At 70.0% G+C, this 14,862-nt stretch carries 13 protein-coding genes; 9 read left to right on the top strand and 4 right to left on the bottom strand.

What is annotated here, in order from left to right:
* Nucleotides 1–199: 199 nt before the first annotated feature.
* On the bottom strand, nt 200–1,219 hold the full coding sequence (locus EPL04_RS15595) for a lipid II:glycine glycyltransferase FemX (RefSeq protein ID WP_134672115.1): 1,020 nt from the start codon (nt 1,217–1,219) through the stop codon (nt 200–202).
* A gap of 1 nt (nt 1,220) precedes the next feature.
* Nucleotides 1,221–2,852, bottom strand: a complete 1,632-nt coding sequence (locus tag EPL04_RS15590) for an alkaline phosphatase family protein (protein ID WP_167599496.1) — start codon at nt 2,850–2,852, stop codon at nt 1,221–1,223.
* 238 nt (nt 2,853–3,090) lie between these two features.
* On the opposite strand from EPL04_RS15590, the gene EPL04_RS15585 reads away from it, so the two are divergent.
* Together EPL04_RS15585 and EPL04_RS15580 are read left to right on the top strand one after the other, a co-directional pair.
* Nucleotides 3,091–4,605, top strand: coding sequence for a hypothetical protein (locus tag EPL04_RS15585; RefSeq protein ID WP_134672114.1), 1,515 nt, complete (start codon nt 3,091–3,093; stop codon nt 4,603–4,605).
* Nucleotides 4,606–5,025: 420 nt separating this feature from the next.
* Complete coding sequence (locus tag EPL04_RS15580) at nt 5,026–5,250, top strand: hypothetical protein (RefSeq protein WP_134672113.1); 225 nt, start codon at nt 5,026–5,028, stop codon at nt 5,248–5,250.
* On the opposite strand, the gene glmM is transcribed toward EPL04_RS15580, so the two are convergent.
* Nucleotides 5,247–6,563, bottom strand: coding sequence for a phosphoglucosamine mutase (glmM, locus tag EPL04_RS15575; protein WP_134672112.1), 1,317 nt, complete (start codon nt 6,561–6,563; stop codon nt 5,247–5,249). The two genes, EPL04_RS15580 and glmM, sit on opposite strands and share 4 nt — an antisense overlap.
* Nucleotide 6,564: 1 nt before the next feature.
* Entirely contained in the window at nt 6,565–7,125 is a 561-nt protein-coding gene (locus tag EPL04_RS15570; protein ID WP_134672111.1) for a DUF7344 domain-containing protein, read from the bottom strand.
* Nucleotides 7,126–7,581: 456 nt separating this feature from the next.
* Here EPL04_RS15570 and EPL04_RS15565 point away from each other — a divergent pair, with 456 nt between their 5' ends.
* From EPL04_RS15565 to EPL04_RS15535, 7 genes are read left to right on the top strand one after another with little or no spacing between them, the layout of a single operon-like run.
* Complete coding sequence (locus EPL04_RS15565) at nt 7,582–8,199, top strand: acyltransferase (RefSeq protein ID WP_394345879.1); 618 nt, start codon at nt 7,582–7,584, stop codon at nt 8,197–8,199.
* Nucleotides 8,196–9,290 (top strand): DegT/DnrJ/EryC1/StrS family aminotransferase, encoded by a 1,095-nt coding sequence (locus EPL04_RS15560; RefSeq protein ID WP_134672110.1) that lies wholly within the window; start codon nt 8,196–8,198, stop codon nt 9,288–9,290. The genes EPL04_RS15565 and EPL04_RS15560 overlap by 4 nt, the downstream gene beginning before the upstream one ends.
* Nucleotides 9,287–10,276, top strand: a complete 990-nt coding sequence (locus EPL04_RS15555; protein ID WP_134672109.1) for a Gfo/Idh/MocA family protein — start codon at nt 9,287–9,289, stop codon at nt 10,274–10,276. Before EPL04_RS15560 ends, EPL04_RS15555 begins: the two co-directional genes overlap by 4 nt.
* Entirely contained in the window at nt 10,273–11,664 is a 1,392-nt protein-coding gene (locus tag EPL04_RS15550; RefSeq protein WP_134672108.1) for a nucleotide sugar dehydrogenase, read from the top strand. Before EPL04_RS15555 ends, EPL04_RS15550 begins: the two co-directional genes overlap by 4 nt.
* Nucleotides 11,661–12,722 carry a non-hydrolyzing UDP-N-acetylglucosamine 2-epimerase gene (gene wecB / locus EPL04_RS15545; RefSeq protein WP_134672107.1) on the top strand — a complete coding sequence of 354 codons (1,062 nt, stop codon included), beginning with the start codon at nt 11,661–11,663 and terminating at the stop codon, nt 12,720–12,722. The genes EPL04_RS15550 and wecB overlap by 4 nt, the downstream gene beginning before the upstream one ends.
* Before the next feature lie 16 nt (nt 12,723–12,738).
* On the top strand, nt 12,739–13,746 hold the full coding sequence (locus EPL04_RS15540; RefSeq protein ID WP_245154595.1) for a polysaccharide deacetylase family protein: 1,008 nt from the start codon (nt 12,739–12,741) through the stop codon (nt 13,744–13,746).
* Complete coding sequence (locus EPL04_RS15535; protein WP_134672106.1) at nt 13,743–14,825, top strand: GNAT family N-acetyltransferase; 1,083 nt, start codon at nt 13,743–13,745, stop codon at nt 14,823–14,825. Before EPL04_RS15540 ends, EPL04_RS15535 begins: the two co-directional genes overlap by 4 nt.
* The last annotated feature ends 37 nt before the right edge of the window (nt 14,826–14,862 follow it).

Raw genomic sequence — 14,862 nt, 5'->3', positions numbered from 1 at the left:
TTAGGTAACCGACAGCACCGGACTAAATCGCCTGCGGTCAGGCGCCGCCTGTGGGAGCGCGCCGGCGCCGAACGCGGTACCTGAACCAGCCGACGGTCGGCGATGGGAGCGCCTGACCGGTCGCAGACGCCGCGAGAACGGAGTTACGAGGACGCTGAGCCCGAGAACAGCGGTCGGTTAAACCGGCGATGGCGCAGGCTTACCGGAGCCGCTTGTAGACGCTCGACAGCGCGTTCGTGACCCGCGTGCCGCGTTCGAGGCTGTAGTACGACCGGAGCTCCGGGCCGAACTTCGCCTTGTACTCACACAGCCGGCGCTCGTTGGCGCCGACCAGATCGTAGCGCTCGACCCCGCGGTCGATCGCGTCCGAGACGATGGCCCAGTCGACCAGATCGTTGACCGGCAGGTCCCGATCGTGTTTCGCGCCGCCCTGCCACCGGTAGACGGTGTCGTCGAACTCCAGCGCGACCATCCCGCCCGCGATCTCGCCGTCGACCTCGCAGGCGTAGGGCCGGACCGTCCCGTCCGGGAGTCGGTCGTAGAGGTCGGTGACGAACTCGGGCGTGACGCCGTAGGCCTCGTCCTGGTCGGCGTGGCGCTGGGCGACCTGCGAGATGACGGCCTCGATCTCGTCGTGGCCGCCCTCGTAGACGCGGTAGTCGCCGTCGGTCCGGATGTTGTTCCGGGCGTCTCGCGAGAACGACATCAACACGTCGTCCTCGCCGGGCGTGAGGTCCACCTCGTAGGTGTGGCGGACGTCGACGTCGAACTCGGACCACTCGAACGGCCGCACGTCCCGGTAGGCCGGATCCGACCGGAGCTGGACGTACTTGGGGCCGAGTTCGCGCTCGATCCAGTTGAGACAGCCGTCGACGAACAGCCGGTTTCGCCGCTCGGCCTTCCGGCGCTTGAGCTTGGCCTGGTTCAGGAGAGTCGGGCCCAGATACGACACCCACAGCCCCGGCGGCGGCGAGAACGCCATCGTCATCCCGCCCTTGCGGAGCTCGAACACCGGGAAGAGCCCGACCGGCTCTTGGCCCTTGTACCCGACCAGCGGGTGGAGTTCGGCGCCGGCCCGATCGGCCTGGACTTCCAGTGACTCACGGTAGTGAAAGACGTTCGCTTCGGGCGACCGTTCGACGAGATCGTTCCACCGCCGCCAGTCGCCGTCGTCGGCCCGACTGACCGAGATGCCGCGTTTCTGTATCGTCGTGCTCATGTTATTCGATGTACCCCAGATCCGCGAGTCGCGCTTCGACGTCGCCGTCGTCCGTTGCCACCTGCGCGTCCGGGTCGAACGCCGGATACGCCCGGGTGCCGACCGGCTCGACCGCCGGGAGCGCGGACCCGTCCATCCTGTCGCCGGCGGGGATTCCCAGCGTCGCCAGCACCGTCGGCGCCACGTCGAAGAGGTGTGCGCCCGAGAGGTCGGCGTCCGCGTCGACGCCCGCCCCCGCCATCGCGATCACCCCTTCGCGCTTGTGGTTGTACGGTTCGGAGGGCGGTCCGAACTGGCCGTCACCCACCCGCGTCGAGAGGAACTCGTCGAACTCCCGCGGGACCGTCACCACGTCGGGCGCCGCCTCGACGTACGGCCCGGAGAACACCTCCTCGCGGCGCGCGACCCGCTCGAACGCCGGCCGGCCGTCGGGGGTCTCGACCGCCGACAGCATCGCGATCAGGTCCTCGCGCACTCGCTCGTAATCGCCGGGCGCGACGACGCCGTCGGGTTCGCGGCCCCGCAGGTTCACCCGGACGCCGAGTTCGATCCGGTCGCGCATGTACGCGACCGACTCGGCGAAGTCGACCCGTTCGGCGGCCGCCCGCGCCACGTCGTTCGGGACGCGCTCGGCGACGAAGTCGGCGAGCCCCACCGCGTCGAGTCCGGCGCGGATGCGCTGGCTGGTGATGCCGACCGCCGCACCCGCGGCGAGCGCCCGCCCGAGCGGGGAGAGACTGTCGGCGGCATCCCTGCTCTCTTTGCCTTCCCGGAGCTGGTTCGACGCGATGGTCGACCACGTCGGCATCCCCTCGCCGTCGGCGGTGGTCTCGACGAGCCCCTGCTCGCGGAGGAACTCGTTGACTCGGAACTCGCTCCCGCGGTACTCGCCCATGCCGTGGTCGCTCGCTACCACGACGGTGTCCGGATCGCACTGGTCGAGGATCGCGCCGACCTGCTCGTCGACCGCCTCGTAGACCGCCCGGACGGCCTCGTCGTCGCCCGGCCGCTCGTGGAAGACGGTGTCGGTCTGCTGGAACTGGACGAACCCGAACGACGGGTCGAACCGATCGGCGAGGTACCGAAACGCCTCCCCGCGCATCTCGGTGAGTCGGCGGTACCACTCGATCTGCTCGTCGCCCGACACGTCCCGGGGCGCGTACACTCGGTAATCGCCCATTTCCGCCCGGAGGTCGGCGAGGAGTCCGGCGGGGTGACAGTCCGGCTCCTCGGGCGCGGTGTATCCGGGGACGATCGCGCCGTCGATCTCGCGGGGCGGGTGTGTCACGGGCGCGTTCACGACCACGCTGGTGCGGTCGTTGCGGTCTAAGACCTCCCAGAGGGTCCGCTCGCGGACGTGGGTCGCGTTCACCACGTCCCAGTCGTAGCCGTCGAACGTCAGAAACCCGAACACGCCGTGCTTGCCGGGGTTGACGCCGGTGTACAGCGACGGCCACGCGCTCGGGGTCCACGGCGGGATCTGCGAGCGCAGTCCCCCCGCGGTCCCCTCGTCGAATATCGACTCCAGCCGCGGCACCGCGTCGGTCTCGAACAGCGGGTCGAGGACCCGACGACACCCCGCGTCGACCCCGACGAGCAGGGTCTCCAAGTTCGTCTGCGGGCGATCAGCCATGTATCGGATCCACCGCCCGTCCGTCCTTTGTTATGGGCCGTCTGTCCCCCGACAAACCTGACCTGTCGGATCGTTCGGCGGTTATGCTTCCATTACGGCCCCTCACTCGTTATTCAACGGAGTGTTTCGATTTCTCTCCCGGACCGTTCCGTAAACGGCCACTACATTTAAATTGGTAAGCTGGTCTTGAATTGAAATCGGTACACTTTTGAATAGGTAACTTCCCATTGAGATACACATGGCACGCGATGATGCGGCACGCGAGACGGAGTCCGAAACGTCCCTGCTCGACCGGCGGTCGTACCTCAAGATGGCGGGTGCGGCGGCGGCGTCGGTCGCGGCAGTCGGTGCGTCAAGCAGTACCGCCGACGCGGCCGACTACGAGACGATCGAGATCCCCGCGGGCGAGCGGCGAGTGTTCGACGTCGGGTCGGGCGAGACCTTCGAGAACAAGCTGATCGACATCAGCGCCGACGGCGCTCACTTCAAGATCATGACCAACGGCGACGGTTGGACCGTCCGGAACATCGGCGTCCGGGGCCGGAACAACGACCGGTCGGACACGTTCGGCTGTATCTACTGCCGGGCCGACGAGGGCGGCGAGGGTCTCGTCGAGAACGTCTACATGGGCGACGGCGCGGCCGACCGGTGTGGCCACGCCGCCTTTTCGGGCTACGGCAACGCCGGCCACGTCACCATCCGGAACGTCCACGTCCAGGGCTGGTCGGCCGACGGGATGTATCTGAGCCACCCCGGCGTCCCCGGCAACTCCGGCGGGACGTTCACGGTCGAGCGCGCGTTCGCGAAGAACAACAACATCGAGAACATCCGGATCGGCACCACGGGTAGCGAGATCCGCGACTCGGTCGTCCACGTCGAGGGCGAGAGCGCGGTCACGAGCAACGAGTCGGGCCAGAAGAACCCCCGCGGGATCTGGTTCAAAGAGGAGACCGGCCTGCTGGCCGTGAACTGCGACGTGAAGGTCGACGGCGCGACCGCCGTCTACGGCGGCGGGCGCGGCGGCGCGGGCACCCTCCGGAACTGCCGGGTCGACGGCTCGATCCGGGGCGACGTGACCGAGGAGAACGTCTCGGGCGACCCCGACGTCACCCCGCCCGAGACCGTCCCGATGTCCGCCGAGGCCGCGGCCGCGGGCGAGTCCGGCGGCGACGACGGTAGCACCACCCAACCGACCACCGACGCCGACCAGTCCGGCGACGAGGACCGAACGCTGTTCGAACTGATCAGCGCCGACGACGCGTCGAGCGTCACCTACGAGTTCACCGTCGAGGGGAGCGTCTCGAAGAACCTCTCGGGGGACAACTCCGCGGAGGTCGCCGACTCGATCACCGACAACGGCGACGGGACCGTGACGGTCTCGGGCGTCGGGGGCAACGGGTACGGCGACTCCTTCTACGTTCAGGGGTCGATCACGGCGATCGACGTCGACGAGAGCGTCTGGACGCTCCGGTACGGCGGCGAGGAGGTGTCGGTCGAGGAGTTGGTCCTCCCGAACAAACTGATCGTCGACGGCTCGAACCGACCGCGTGCGGTCACCACCTACACCTTCGAGGTCTCGGGGCGGGCCCGCAAGAGCGCCGACCTCGGGTCGGTCAACGCGTACGACGAGGTCTCGGACGGCGAGATCTCCGGTCGCATCGTCGGCGGGAAGGACGGCTACCGGTTCTCGGGCGAGGTCACCGGCTTCAGCATCGACGGCCCCGCCGACGTGCAGGTAGAGAACAACTCCTGATCGACGAATCGCTTCGACGCCGACCCTCGCGGCTAATCGGTCCCAAGCCCGGGAGAAACCGCTCGTTACTCCACGCTCGCCGTGAGACGGCTCGCGCGAGCGCTGTCCGTTGCAGACTGTTTCGGCCCTTCCGGATGACTGTTCCACCGACGGCCAGTACTTTTAAATTAGTAACTTCACATTGAGCGAAAGTCGGAAGCTTTTTGAAGTGGTAAGCAACCATTGAGAACTGCATGGCACGCGACGATACGGCACGCGACCCCGGCACCGAACGCACTCGCCCCGACGAACGGTCACACCCCCGGCTGGCAGGTGTGGCCGCCACCCGTTCGGGCCGCACCGAGTCTCCCGTCCCCGCTGACACGACCCGGACGCTCGCGCCCGGCGACGCTCGGTCCGTCTGCTCCCCGGAGGGTCGAGATGGCGAGTAACGTTCAGGCCGGCCGCGAACGCTGGGAAGACGTGGCCCGCGATCCGGACCCCGAGGATCTGGGGTACGAACTCGACGACTGGGAGGTCATCCAGGCCCAGAAGGGCGATCGGGGCCACCTAATGTTCCTCCCCGACGACGAGGATCAGCTCCGCGAGGAGGCGTTCGTGGTGGCCGACGCCTGCTCGGTCTGCGACGTCGTCGACCGGATCTAGCTCGACTCGACGATCCGTCGGGCCGCCGCGAACAGCTCCTCGGCCCGCTCGGCCCGCCTCGCCTCCGCGGTCACGCGAACGAGGGGCTCGGTCCCGCTGGCGCGCACCAGAAACCACCCGCCCTCCGCGCTCGCGCGCACGCCGTCTCTGGTGTCGACTTCCGCGTACCGGGCGCAGACTCGCTCCCGGACGCCCTCCATCACCGCCTCCTTGCGATCGGTTTCGACGCTCCCGCGAGAGAGCGGGTACGTCTCGATCTCCCCGACCAGCGACGCGAGCGATCCGCGGCGTGCAACCAGACCCGCGAGCCGACACGCCGCCAGCGGGCCGTCGGGACACAGCGTCTCGTCGGGCCAGATCCACGCGCCGCTTGGCTCGCCGCCGAACGCGACGTCGGGCTCGCTCGCCCGCTCGGCGACGTACACGTCTCCGACGCGCGTACGCGAGACCGAGACCCCGAGCGGGTCGAGCGAGTCGGCGACCGCGAGGCTCGTATCGACCGGGACGGCCACCCGGTCGGCCGCCGACCGATCGCCGGTCGCCTCGCGGGCGAACAGCGCGAGCAGGACGTCGCCCCCGACGAACTCCCCGTCGGCGGCGACCGCGCGCATCCGGTCGGCGTCGCCGTCGTGAGCGATCCCGAGGTCGGCGCCGGTCGCGGCGACGGTGTCCGCGAGCGTCCGGCAGTTCTCGGCGGTCGGCTCGCTCGGGCGCGCCGGGAACGATCCGTCGGGGTCGGCGTCGAGCGTCTGGACGTCGTGTCCAAGCGCCCGGAGCGCCTCGGCGGTCACCCCGCCGACCCCGTTGCCGACGTCGAGAACCACCGAGAGGTCGCCCGGCTCGGCGGCGTCGGCAAGCGCCGCGGCGTGGCGGTCGGTCGCGCCGTCCCACCGCGTGACCTCGCCGAGCCCGTCCCACGGCGCGAGGTCGACGTCGCCCTCCCGGACCCGGCGGGCGACGGCCTCGCGCTGGGCCTCGTCGAACGCCTGCCCGGAGGGATTCCACAGCTTCAGTCCGTTGTCGGGCGCGGGGTTGTGACTCGCGGTGACCACGAGCCCGGCGTCGGCGTCGCGCCACCCGACGCTCCGGGCGACGGTGGGCGTGGCCGCCCGTCCGACCCGGACGACATCGGCGCCACACTCCCGGAGTCCGGCGGCCGCCGCGTCCGCGAGCATCCGGCCGCTCTCGCGGGCGTCGCGCCCGACCACGACCGTCTCGTACCCCTCGCTGGCGACCGCCCGGCCCACGTCGAGCGCGAGCCGGCAGGTCACGGTGTCGCCGACCGTGCCGCGGACGCCGCTTGTCCCGAACATCTCAGTGCTCCTGGCCGTCGGCGCGGCTCAGTTCGGGCGGGGTGCCGACCTCGTCGGTCCGCCGGTAGTTGAGAAAGTGGACGACCGACGAGACGCCGAACGCCACGAGGATCACCGTCGCCACCACGAGCCCCGAGAGCAACTCGAACGGGTAGACGTCGAGCCAGACCGCCGCGACCAGCGCGGAGCTCACCGCGACCAGCCCGAGGTAGTACCGGTCCCACGGGAACTGCTCGCGAGAGACCTCGCCGAGATAGAGGTTGAGATCCGACGCCCGGTCGCCGAGTCGGACCACGCCCGCGTCCCGGTCGTACTCGACGATGTCGGCCTCGTCGAGCTTCGGGAGGTGGGTCTGGTACAGCGAGATGTACACCCGCTTTCGCTGTTCGGTCGTGAGCGCCGCGAGCGTGGTCTCGTTTTCCCACGCCGCGACCTGCTCGGTGAGATCCGACAGCTCGGTTTCGCCGCCCTCCTGACGGAGGTAGTAGAGCGCGTACCGGCGTCTGGGGCTTTTCAGCACTTCGAACACCTCGTCTTGGGAGAGCTGGTCGGTTCTAGACATAGTCCAGTGGCCGCCGGCCGGTCGTCGGGGGCGATACGTCTACTGGGCCACCGGACGGGGGAGATGTGCGCAGGTGAGACCGCCGCATACACCCGATATTGCGGCGTTGGCACTTTGTTACCCGCGTGCTGTTCGGGGGTAATCCGACGGTACGGTCGGTCAGCGCCGGCGATACGGGGTGGATAGTCCGCGTCGATCCGCGCGCTCGACTCGGCGACGACCGGGGGTCGACCGCTGGGTCTCGTTCGGGCCCATTCGCCCGCGAGAGGCCCGATAGGCGTCGCCTTCGGGGGGACCAGCCGGCGTATAACAAAGAGGCGTGCAGGGCATGGGGAGAATAACGCCCGGCCTTCCCCCGCTCGGGACGCACGGGCACACCCACTCGATCCCCTATGATCACGTTACCGACCGAAACGACTCGATTCTCGACGCGCACAGCGCCGGAGGTGACCGTCCGTGGCTAAGTCGGACGCCCCCGCCACCGACGACCGACTGGTCCCGCGGCTCGGAGACGACTGTGAGATCGCTCCCGACGCGATCCTCGGCCACCGCCACGCCGCCGACGCCGATCCCCCGGTCGTCGGCGACCGCGCCACCGTCCGGTCGGGGAGCATCGTCTACGCGGACGTGGAGATCGGCGACGACTTCACCACCGGCCACAACGCCGTGATCCGGGAGGACACCCGGATCGGCGACGACGTGGTCGTCGGCACCGACACGGTGATCGACGGGACGACGGCGATCGGCTCGCACGTCAGCCTCCAGACCGGAGTCTACGTCCCGACCGACACCGTCCTCGGCGACGAGGTGTTCGTCGGTCCGCGCGCGGTGCTCACAAACGACCCCTACCCGATCCGCCGGGACGTCGACCTCGACGGACCGACCCTCGAAGACCACGTCTCGATCGGCGCGAACGCCACCCTCCTGCCCGGCGTAACCGTCGGCGAGGGCGCGTTCGTGGCCGCGGGCGCGGTCGTGACCGAAGACGTCCCGCCCGGGACGCTCGCGGTGGGCGCACCCGCCGACCACCGACCGCTCCCGGCGGAACTGACCGGGGGGAACCGGATCGCATGAGCGAGATTCCGATCGCCGACCCCGCGCTCGGCGACCGCGAGATCGCAGAGGTGGTCGACGTGCTCGAATCCGGTCAGCTCGCCGACGGCCCGCAGGTCCGGAAGTTCGAGGCCGAGTTCGCAGAGTTCAGCGGAGCCGACCGGGGCGTCGCGACCGCCAACGGCACGACCGCGCTCCACGCCGCCCTCGAAGCGCTCGGCGTCGGCGACGGCGACGTGGTCGTCACCTCGCCGTTCTCGTTCGTCGCGAGCGCGAACGCGATCCGGCTCGCGGGCGCCGAACCCCGGTTCGCCGACGTCGACCCCGAGACCTTCACCCTCGATCCGACCGCGGTCGAGGAGACGCTCCGGCGCGAGGACGACGTGGCCGCGATCCTGGCGGTCCACCTCTACGGGCTGGCGGCCGAGATGGACCGACTCGGCGAGCTCGCCGACCGTCACGACGTGGCGCTGGTCGAGGACGCCGCACAGGCCCACGGCGCGCAGTTCCGAGGCCGGAAGGTGGGATCGTTCGGCGACGCCGCCTGCTTCTCGTTTTACCCGACCAAGAACATGACCACCGGGGAGGGCGGGATGATCACGACCGACCGCGACGACGTCGCCGACCGCGCCGAGAGCTACGTCAACCACGGCCGACCCCCCGAGGGCGGCTACGACCACGTCCGGGTCGGCCACAACTTCCGGCTGACCTCGATGGCGGCCGCGATCGGCCGGGTCCAACTGGAGCGGCTCCCCGAGTACAACGACGCCCGGCGGGCGAACGCCGCCGCCCTGAACGAGGCGCTGGCCGACGCCGACGTGATCACGCCGACCGAGCCCGACGATCGCCGCCACGTCTATCACCAGTACACGATCCGGGCGAACGATCGGGACGCGCTGGCCGCACACCTCGACGACGCCGGGATCGCCACCGGGGTCTACTACCCGACGCCGATCCACGAACAGCCGGCGTACGACGACGTCGACGACGCCGCCCCCGTCGCCGAGCGCACCGCCGAACAGGCCCTCTCGCTCCCGGTTCATCCGAACGTCTCCGAGCGAGACGTCAGAACGATCGCCAAAGCGGTCCGCGAGTACGACTCCGATTCATGAACGACAACGCATCTCCGATCGACACAGCGGTACTGGGCGTCGGCAGCATGGGTCGCCACCACGCCCGCGTCTACAGCGAACTCCCCGACGTGAACCTCGTCGGCGTCTACGACGTCGACCGGGACGCCGCCCGCGAGGTGGCCGCCGACAACGGCACGCGTGCCCTGCCGCTCGACGAACTGCTAGACGCCACCGACGCCGCCTCGATCGCCGTCCCGACGCCGTACCACGCCGAACTCGCCGAGGCGTGTATCGACAACGGCGTCGACGTGCTGGTCGAAAAGCCGTTCGTCGACGACCTCGACGCCGGCCGAGCGCTCCTCGACCGGGCCGAGGCGGCGGGCGTGACCGTGCAGGTCGGCCACGTCGAGCGGTTCAACCCGGCGGTCCGGGCGCTGGCCGACATCGTCGCCGACCTCGACGTGATCGCGGTCGACGCCCACCGGCTCGGGCCGCCCCCGGAGGGTCGAGCCGTCGACGAGAGCGCGGTGCTCGATCTGATGATCCACGACATCGACGTGGTGCTGGCGATGCTCGACGCCGAGGTCGCGGACGTGAGCGCCAACGGCGCGAAGTCCAACCAGTACGCCAGCGCGAACGTCCGGTTCGACGACGGCACCCTCGCGTCGTTCACCGCGAGCCGGGTGACCCAACAGCGGGTCCGGACGCTCGCGATCACGGCCGAGGACTGCCGGGTCAACGTCGACTACATCGACCGATCGGTCGAGATCCACCGCCACTCGCTTCCCGAGTACATCGAGGACAACGGCGACGTGCGCTACCGCCACGAGAGCATCGTCGAGCGCCCGACCGTCGAGACCGGCGAGCCGCTCAAAAACGAACTGGAGTCGTTCGTCGCGGCGGCCCGCGGCGAGCGCGAACCGGTGGTCTCCGGCGAGGACGGCCTCCGGGTCCTCGAAGTCGCCCGCCGGATCGACCGGGTCGCCGGTCGCGAGGCCCCCGAAGCCGAGGTGAGCGCGCGGTGAGCCTACAGGTCCACGGCCTCTACGGGAGCGAGGCGCCCGAGAGCGTCCAGCGGGCGGCGTTCCGGACCGGGCAAGTCCCGGTCGCGGTGTACGGCCTCGGGAAGATGGGGCTCCCGCTGGCGGCGGTGTACGCCGAGACGACCGGCAACGTCGTCGGCGCGGACGTCGATCCCGAGGTAGTCGAGGCGATCGACGCCGGGGAGTGTCACGTCGACCGCGAGCCCGGCCTGCCCGAGTTGGTCCGCGAGACCGTCGCGGCGGGGGCGCTCGAAGCGACCGACGATCCCCGAGAGGCGGCGGCTCGCGCCGCCGTCCACGTCGTCATCGTCCCGACCCCGATCACCGACGAGAAGGAGGCCGACCTCTCGATCCTGCGGTCGGTCGCCGGCGACATCGGCGCGAACCTCGACCCCGGCGACCTCGTGGTCGTCGAGTGCACGGTGCCGCCTCGGACCTGCGAGGACCTCCTCCGGCCGCTGCTCGCCGACGCGGCGGGCCACGAGGCGTTCGGGCTCGCGTTCTGTCCCGAGCGCACCGCGAGCGGGCGCGCGCTCAGGGACATCCGGGACGCCTACCCCAAGGTGGTCGGCGGGATCGACGACGAGAGCACCCGAGTCGCCGAACTCGTCTACGACCACATCACGGACAACGAGGTGCTCGCGGTCTCGGACGCCACCACCGCGGAGGCGGTGAAGGTGTTCGAGGGCCTCTACCGCGACGTGAACATCGCACTGGCGAACGAGTTGGCGACGCTCACCGACGAGTTCGGGATCGACGTCAACGAGGCGATCGCGACCGCCAACACCCAGCCGTTCTGCGACATCCACGACCCCGGACCGGGCGTCGGGGGCCACTGCATCCCCTACTACCCGTACTTCGTGATCAACGAGGTCGACGCCGACGCCCGACTGCTGTCGACCGCCCGCGAGGTCAACGACGCGATGCCGGCGTTCACCGTCGAGACGCTGGCTCGCGAACTCGACGCCGAGGGGACGAGTCCCGACGACGCGACCGTCGCGGTGCTGGGCCTGACCTACCGACCCGGCGTCGAGGAGATCCGGGCGACCCCGGCCGGCCCCATCGCCGAGCGGCTCTCGGCGCTCGGCGCCGAAGTCCTCGCGGTCGATCCGATGCTCGACGACGCCGAACCCTTCGAGGCCGAGATGGTATCGCGCGCGGAGCTTTACGGCGCCGATCTCGACGCCGCCGTGATGGTGACTCCCCACGAGGAGTTCGACGCCATCGAGTGGGAGCGGTTCGATCCGCTGGTCGTCGTCGACGGTCGCGGGAGTCTCGACCTCGCGGCCACCGACCACCGCGTCTACACCATCGGGAGCGGCCCGACGGGCGGACGCGACGCGGCGCTCTCCGAGGAGGTGGCCGAATGAAGGTCCTGACCGTGATCGGGGCCCGACCGCAGTTCATCAAGGCCGCCGCGGTCTCGCGCGAACTTCGCGAGCGCCACGAGGAGGTGCTGGTCCATACCGGCCAGCACTACGACGAGGAGATGTCGGACGTGTTCTTCGAGGAACTGGGGATCCCGGAGCCCGACGCCAACCTCGGGGTCGGGTCCGACGACCACGGCGCCCAGACCGCCGAGATGCTGGTCGGGCTCGAAGACCTGATCGCCAGCGAGCGACCGGACGCGGTGCTCGTCTACGGCGACACCAACTCCACGCTCGCGGCGGCGATCGCCGCCGCGAAGATGGACCCCGCGCTGGCGCACGTCGAGGCCGGGCTCCGGAGCTACAACCGCGAGATGCCCGAGGAGATAAACCGGGTCCTGACCGACCACGCCGCAGACCGGCTGTTCGCGCCCTCCGCGCGTGCGGTCGAGAACCTCGCCGCCGAGGGCGTGACCGACGGGGTCCGGGACACCGGCGACGTGATGTACGACGCGGTGCTGTGGGCGCGCGACCGGGCGACCGACCGCTCTACGGTCCTCGACGATCTCGGAGTCGACCCCGGCGAGTACGTGCTTGCGACGGTCCACCGCGCGGCCAACACCGACGACCCCGACCGGCTCGCGGCCGTGCTCGACGCGCTGGCCGCCGACCCTCGCGAGGTGGTGTTCCCGGCCCACCCCCGGACGGTAAACCGTATGCGCGAACACGGACTCTACGACGAGGCGCGCGACCGACTCACGCTCACCGATCCGGTGGGGTACCTCGACTTCGTGCGCCTGCAGGACGCGGCGGCCGTCGTCGCGACCGACTCCGGGGGCGTCCAGAAGGAGGCGTTCTTCCTCGATACGCCCTGCGTGACGATGCGCGAGGAGACCGAGTGGCGCGAGACCGTCGCCGCGGGCTGGAACACCCTCGTGGGCGCCGACGGCGAGGCCATCAGCCGGGCGCTCGCGAGCGCCGACCCGCCGGCGGACAAGCCCCAGCCGTACGGCGACGCCACCGCCGCGGCGGCCATCGTCGACGGGTTAGACGATGTCTGAGCCGACGTCGGCGCCGATGCCCAGTGGCGCCGAGTTCGTCCTCCTGCTGACCCACGACGTCGACCGGCCGTACAAGTCGGTGCAGGCGCTCTATCACGCGGTCGAGCGCCGAGATCCGGGCCAGCTCCGGTCGCTTGTCCCCGGAACCAACCCGTGGTGGCAGTTCGAGGAGATCAGGGAGTTAGAGACGTCGCTCGGGGTGCGGTCGGCGTTTTACTTCCTCCGGGAGAGACGCCTGCTCGAACGCGAGCCGAGCGACTGGCTCGATCCCTTCTACTGGATCGAGCACGTCGGACGCTACGATTTCACGGTCCCCGAGATGCGAGATCTCCTCGCCGAACTCGACGAGGGCGGCTGGGAGGTCGGCCTCCACGGCTCGTACGACTCCTACGACGACCCCGACCGGCTCCAGCGCGAGAAGGCGCTGCTGGAGGCGGCGCTGGGGGGGTCGGTCGCGGGCGGGCGCCAGCACCACCTGAACCGGGGGCCCGAGACGTGGCGCCACCACCGCGAGATCGGACTGCGATACGACGCCACGCCGGGGTCGAGCACCGAGTACGGGTTCGAGCGGGGCTACGAACCGCTCCGGCCGTTCGACGACGAGTTCGTCGTGTTCCCGCTCACCCTGATGGAGGCCGCGCTCCCGGACCCCGGCGAACAGTTCGACCGGGCGTGGGCGGCGTGTGCGGATCTGCTCGCGGAAGCCGACGACAACGACGCCGTGATGACGGTGCTGTGGCACCCGCGGCTGTTCACCGAGCGGGACTTCCCCGGCTACCGGTCGCTCTATCGGCGCCTCGTCGAGACCGCCCTCGAAATGGGCGCGTGGGTCGGCCCGCCGGGCGAGTACTACGAACTGCTCGACCACCCCGACGGATCGGCGTCCGGCGCCGAGTCCGACCGCCCGAACGGCGCGAACGCCGACGACCGCGCGGGCCGCGGAGAGGGGCAGGGCGGCCCTACCCCGGGACAGGCAGGGGATAACAAAGTGAAAACCGCCGCTAATCGGGAGCCAACAGGATGAGAGTCGAGCAACTCGAACTGTCCGAGTGGGAGTCGGCGCTGCCGAACGACGGCTTCGAGGTCTTCCACCTGCCCGAGGCCCTGACCGTGATCGAGCGCCACACCGACGCGGAGATGAAGCTGTTCGGCGGCTTCAAGGGCCAACAGCCCATCGCGCTGTTGCCCGCGTTCGTCCGCGAGCGGTCGGTCGGGACCGCCGTGACGTCGCCGCCGCCGGGACTCGGCATCCCGCGGCTCGGCCCGATCATGATGCCCACCAGCCCGAAGCGGCGCAAGCAGGAGAAAGTCAACCAGGAGTTCACCGAGAAGGTGCTCGCGCAGGTCGGCACCGACCTCGGGCTCGACGAGCGCCTCGCCGACGCGGGCGTCGAATCGCCGGTGGCCGAGTCGGTGCTCGATCGGCTCGACGTCGACTCGCGGCTGACGCTCTTCCGGATGATCTGTAACGCCGACTACGCGGACCCCCGGCCGTACGCGTGGGGGAGCCTCCGGGTCGAGCCCAACTTCACGTACTTCCTCGATCTGAGCGGTCGAGACGCCGAGGCCGTCCGCAACTCCTTCTCGAAGAGCCTCCGGCGGGAGATCCGCGACGCCGAGGCGCTCGACGTGAGCGTCGACACCGAGGGGCTGGCGGGCGCTCGGGACGTGTTCCGAGCGACCCGGCGGCGGTACGCCGAGCAAGACGAGCCGTTCACCCAGTCGTGGGCGTACGTCCGGAGCCTCTTCGAGGCGCTTGACGACCGCGCGCGGGCGTACGTCGCCCGCGGTCCCGACGGCGAGTACCTCTCGGGGATCACCGCCCTCTACTCGAACGACGCGGCGTACTTCTGGCAGGGCGGCGCGAAGGCGATCTACGAGGGAACCGCGGTCAACAGCCTGATCCACTGGCGGCTCATCGAGGATATCATCGAGGACCCGCCGGTCGAGTCGGTCGACACCTACGACCTGATGGGCGCGAACACCGAGCGGCTCTGTCGGTACAAGGCGAAGTTCGGCGCCGACCTCGTCCCCTACTACGTGGTCGAGTCGTCGGGCGCGGCGATGGACGTCGCCAAACGGGCCTATCAGCTGGTCCAGTAACGAACTCGACAGTCGCTCGCGAGCGTCCGTTTTCTCG

Origin of the sequence: Halorussus marinus, assembly GCF_004521895.1 — an archaeon.
GTDB lineage: Archaea > Halobacteriota > Halobacteria > Halobacteriales > Haladaptataceae > Halorussus > Halorussus marinus.
The sequence above is the reverse complement of the archived record's forward strand: the minus strand, read 5'-3'. Positions and strand labels throughout refer to the sequence as shown.

What these genes read in the sequence shown, in the direction of transcription:
- EPL04_RS15595 (WP_134672115.1), bottom strand. Translation starts at nt 1,219, where the DNA reads ATGAGCACGACGATACAGAAACGCGGCATCTCGGTCAGTCGGGCCGAC.
- EPL04_RS15590 (WP_167599496.1), bottom strand. Translation starts at nt 2,852, where the DNA reads ATGGCTGATCGCCCGCAGACGAACTTGGAGACCCTGCTCGTCGGGGTC.
- EPL04_RS15585 (WP_134672114.1), top strand. Translation starts at nt 3,091, where the DNA reads ATGGCACGCGATGATGCGGCACGCGAGACGGAGTCCGAAACGTCCCTG.
- EPL04_RS15580 (WP_134672113.1), top strand. Translation starts at nt 5,026, where the DNA reads ATGGCGAGTAACGTTCAGGCCGGCCGCGAACGCTGGGAAGACGTGGCC.
- glmM (WP_134672112.1), bottom strand. Translation starts at nt 6,563, where the DNA reads ATGTTCGGGACAAGCGGCGTCCGCGGCACGGTCGGCGACACCGTGACC.
- EPL04_RS15570 (WP_134672111.1), bottom strand. Translation starts at nt 7,125, where the DNA reads ATGTCTAGAACCGACCAGCTCTCCCAAGACGAGGTGTTCGAAGTGCTG.
- EPL04_RS15560 (WP_134672110.1), top strand. Translation starts at nt 8,196, where the DNA reads ATGAGCGAGATTCCGATCGCCGACCCCGCGCTCGGCGACCGCGAGATC.
- EPL04_RS15555 (WP_134672109.1), top strand. Translation starts at nt 9,287, where the DNA reads ATGAACGACAACGCATCTCCGATCGACACAGCGGTACTGGGCGTCGGC.
- wecB (WP_134672107.1), top strand. Translation starts at nt 11,661, where the DNA reads ATGAAGGTCCTGACCGTGATCGGGGCCCGACCGCAGTTCATCAAGGCC.
- EPL04_RS15540 (WP_245154595.1), top strand. Translation starts at nt 12,739, where the DNA reads ATGCCCAGTGGCGCCGAGTTCGTCCTCCTGCTGACCCACGACGTCGAC.
- EPL04_RS15535 (WP_134672106.1), top strand. Translation starts at nt 13,743, where the DNA reads ATGAGAGTCGAGCAACTCGAACTGTCCGAGTGGGAGTCGGCGCTGCCG.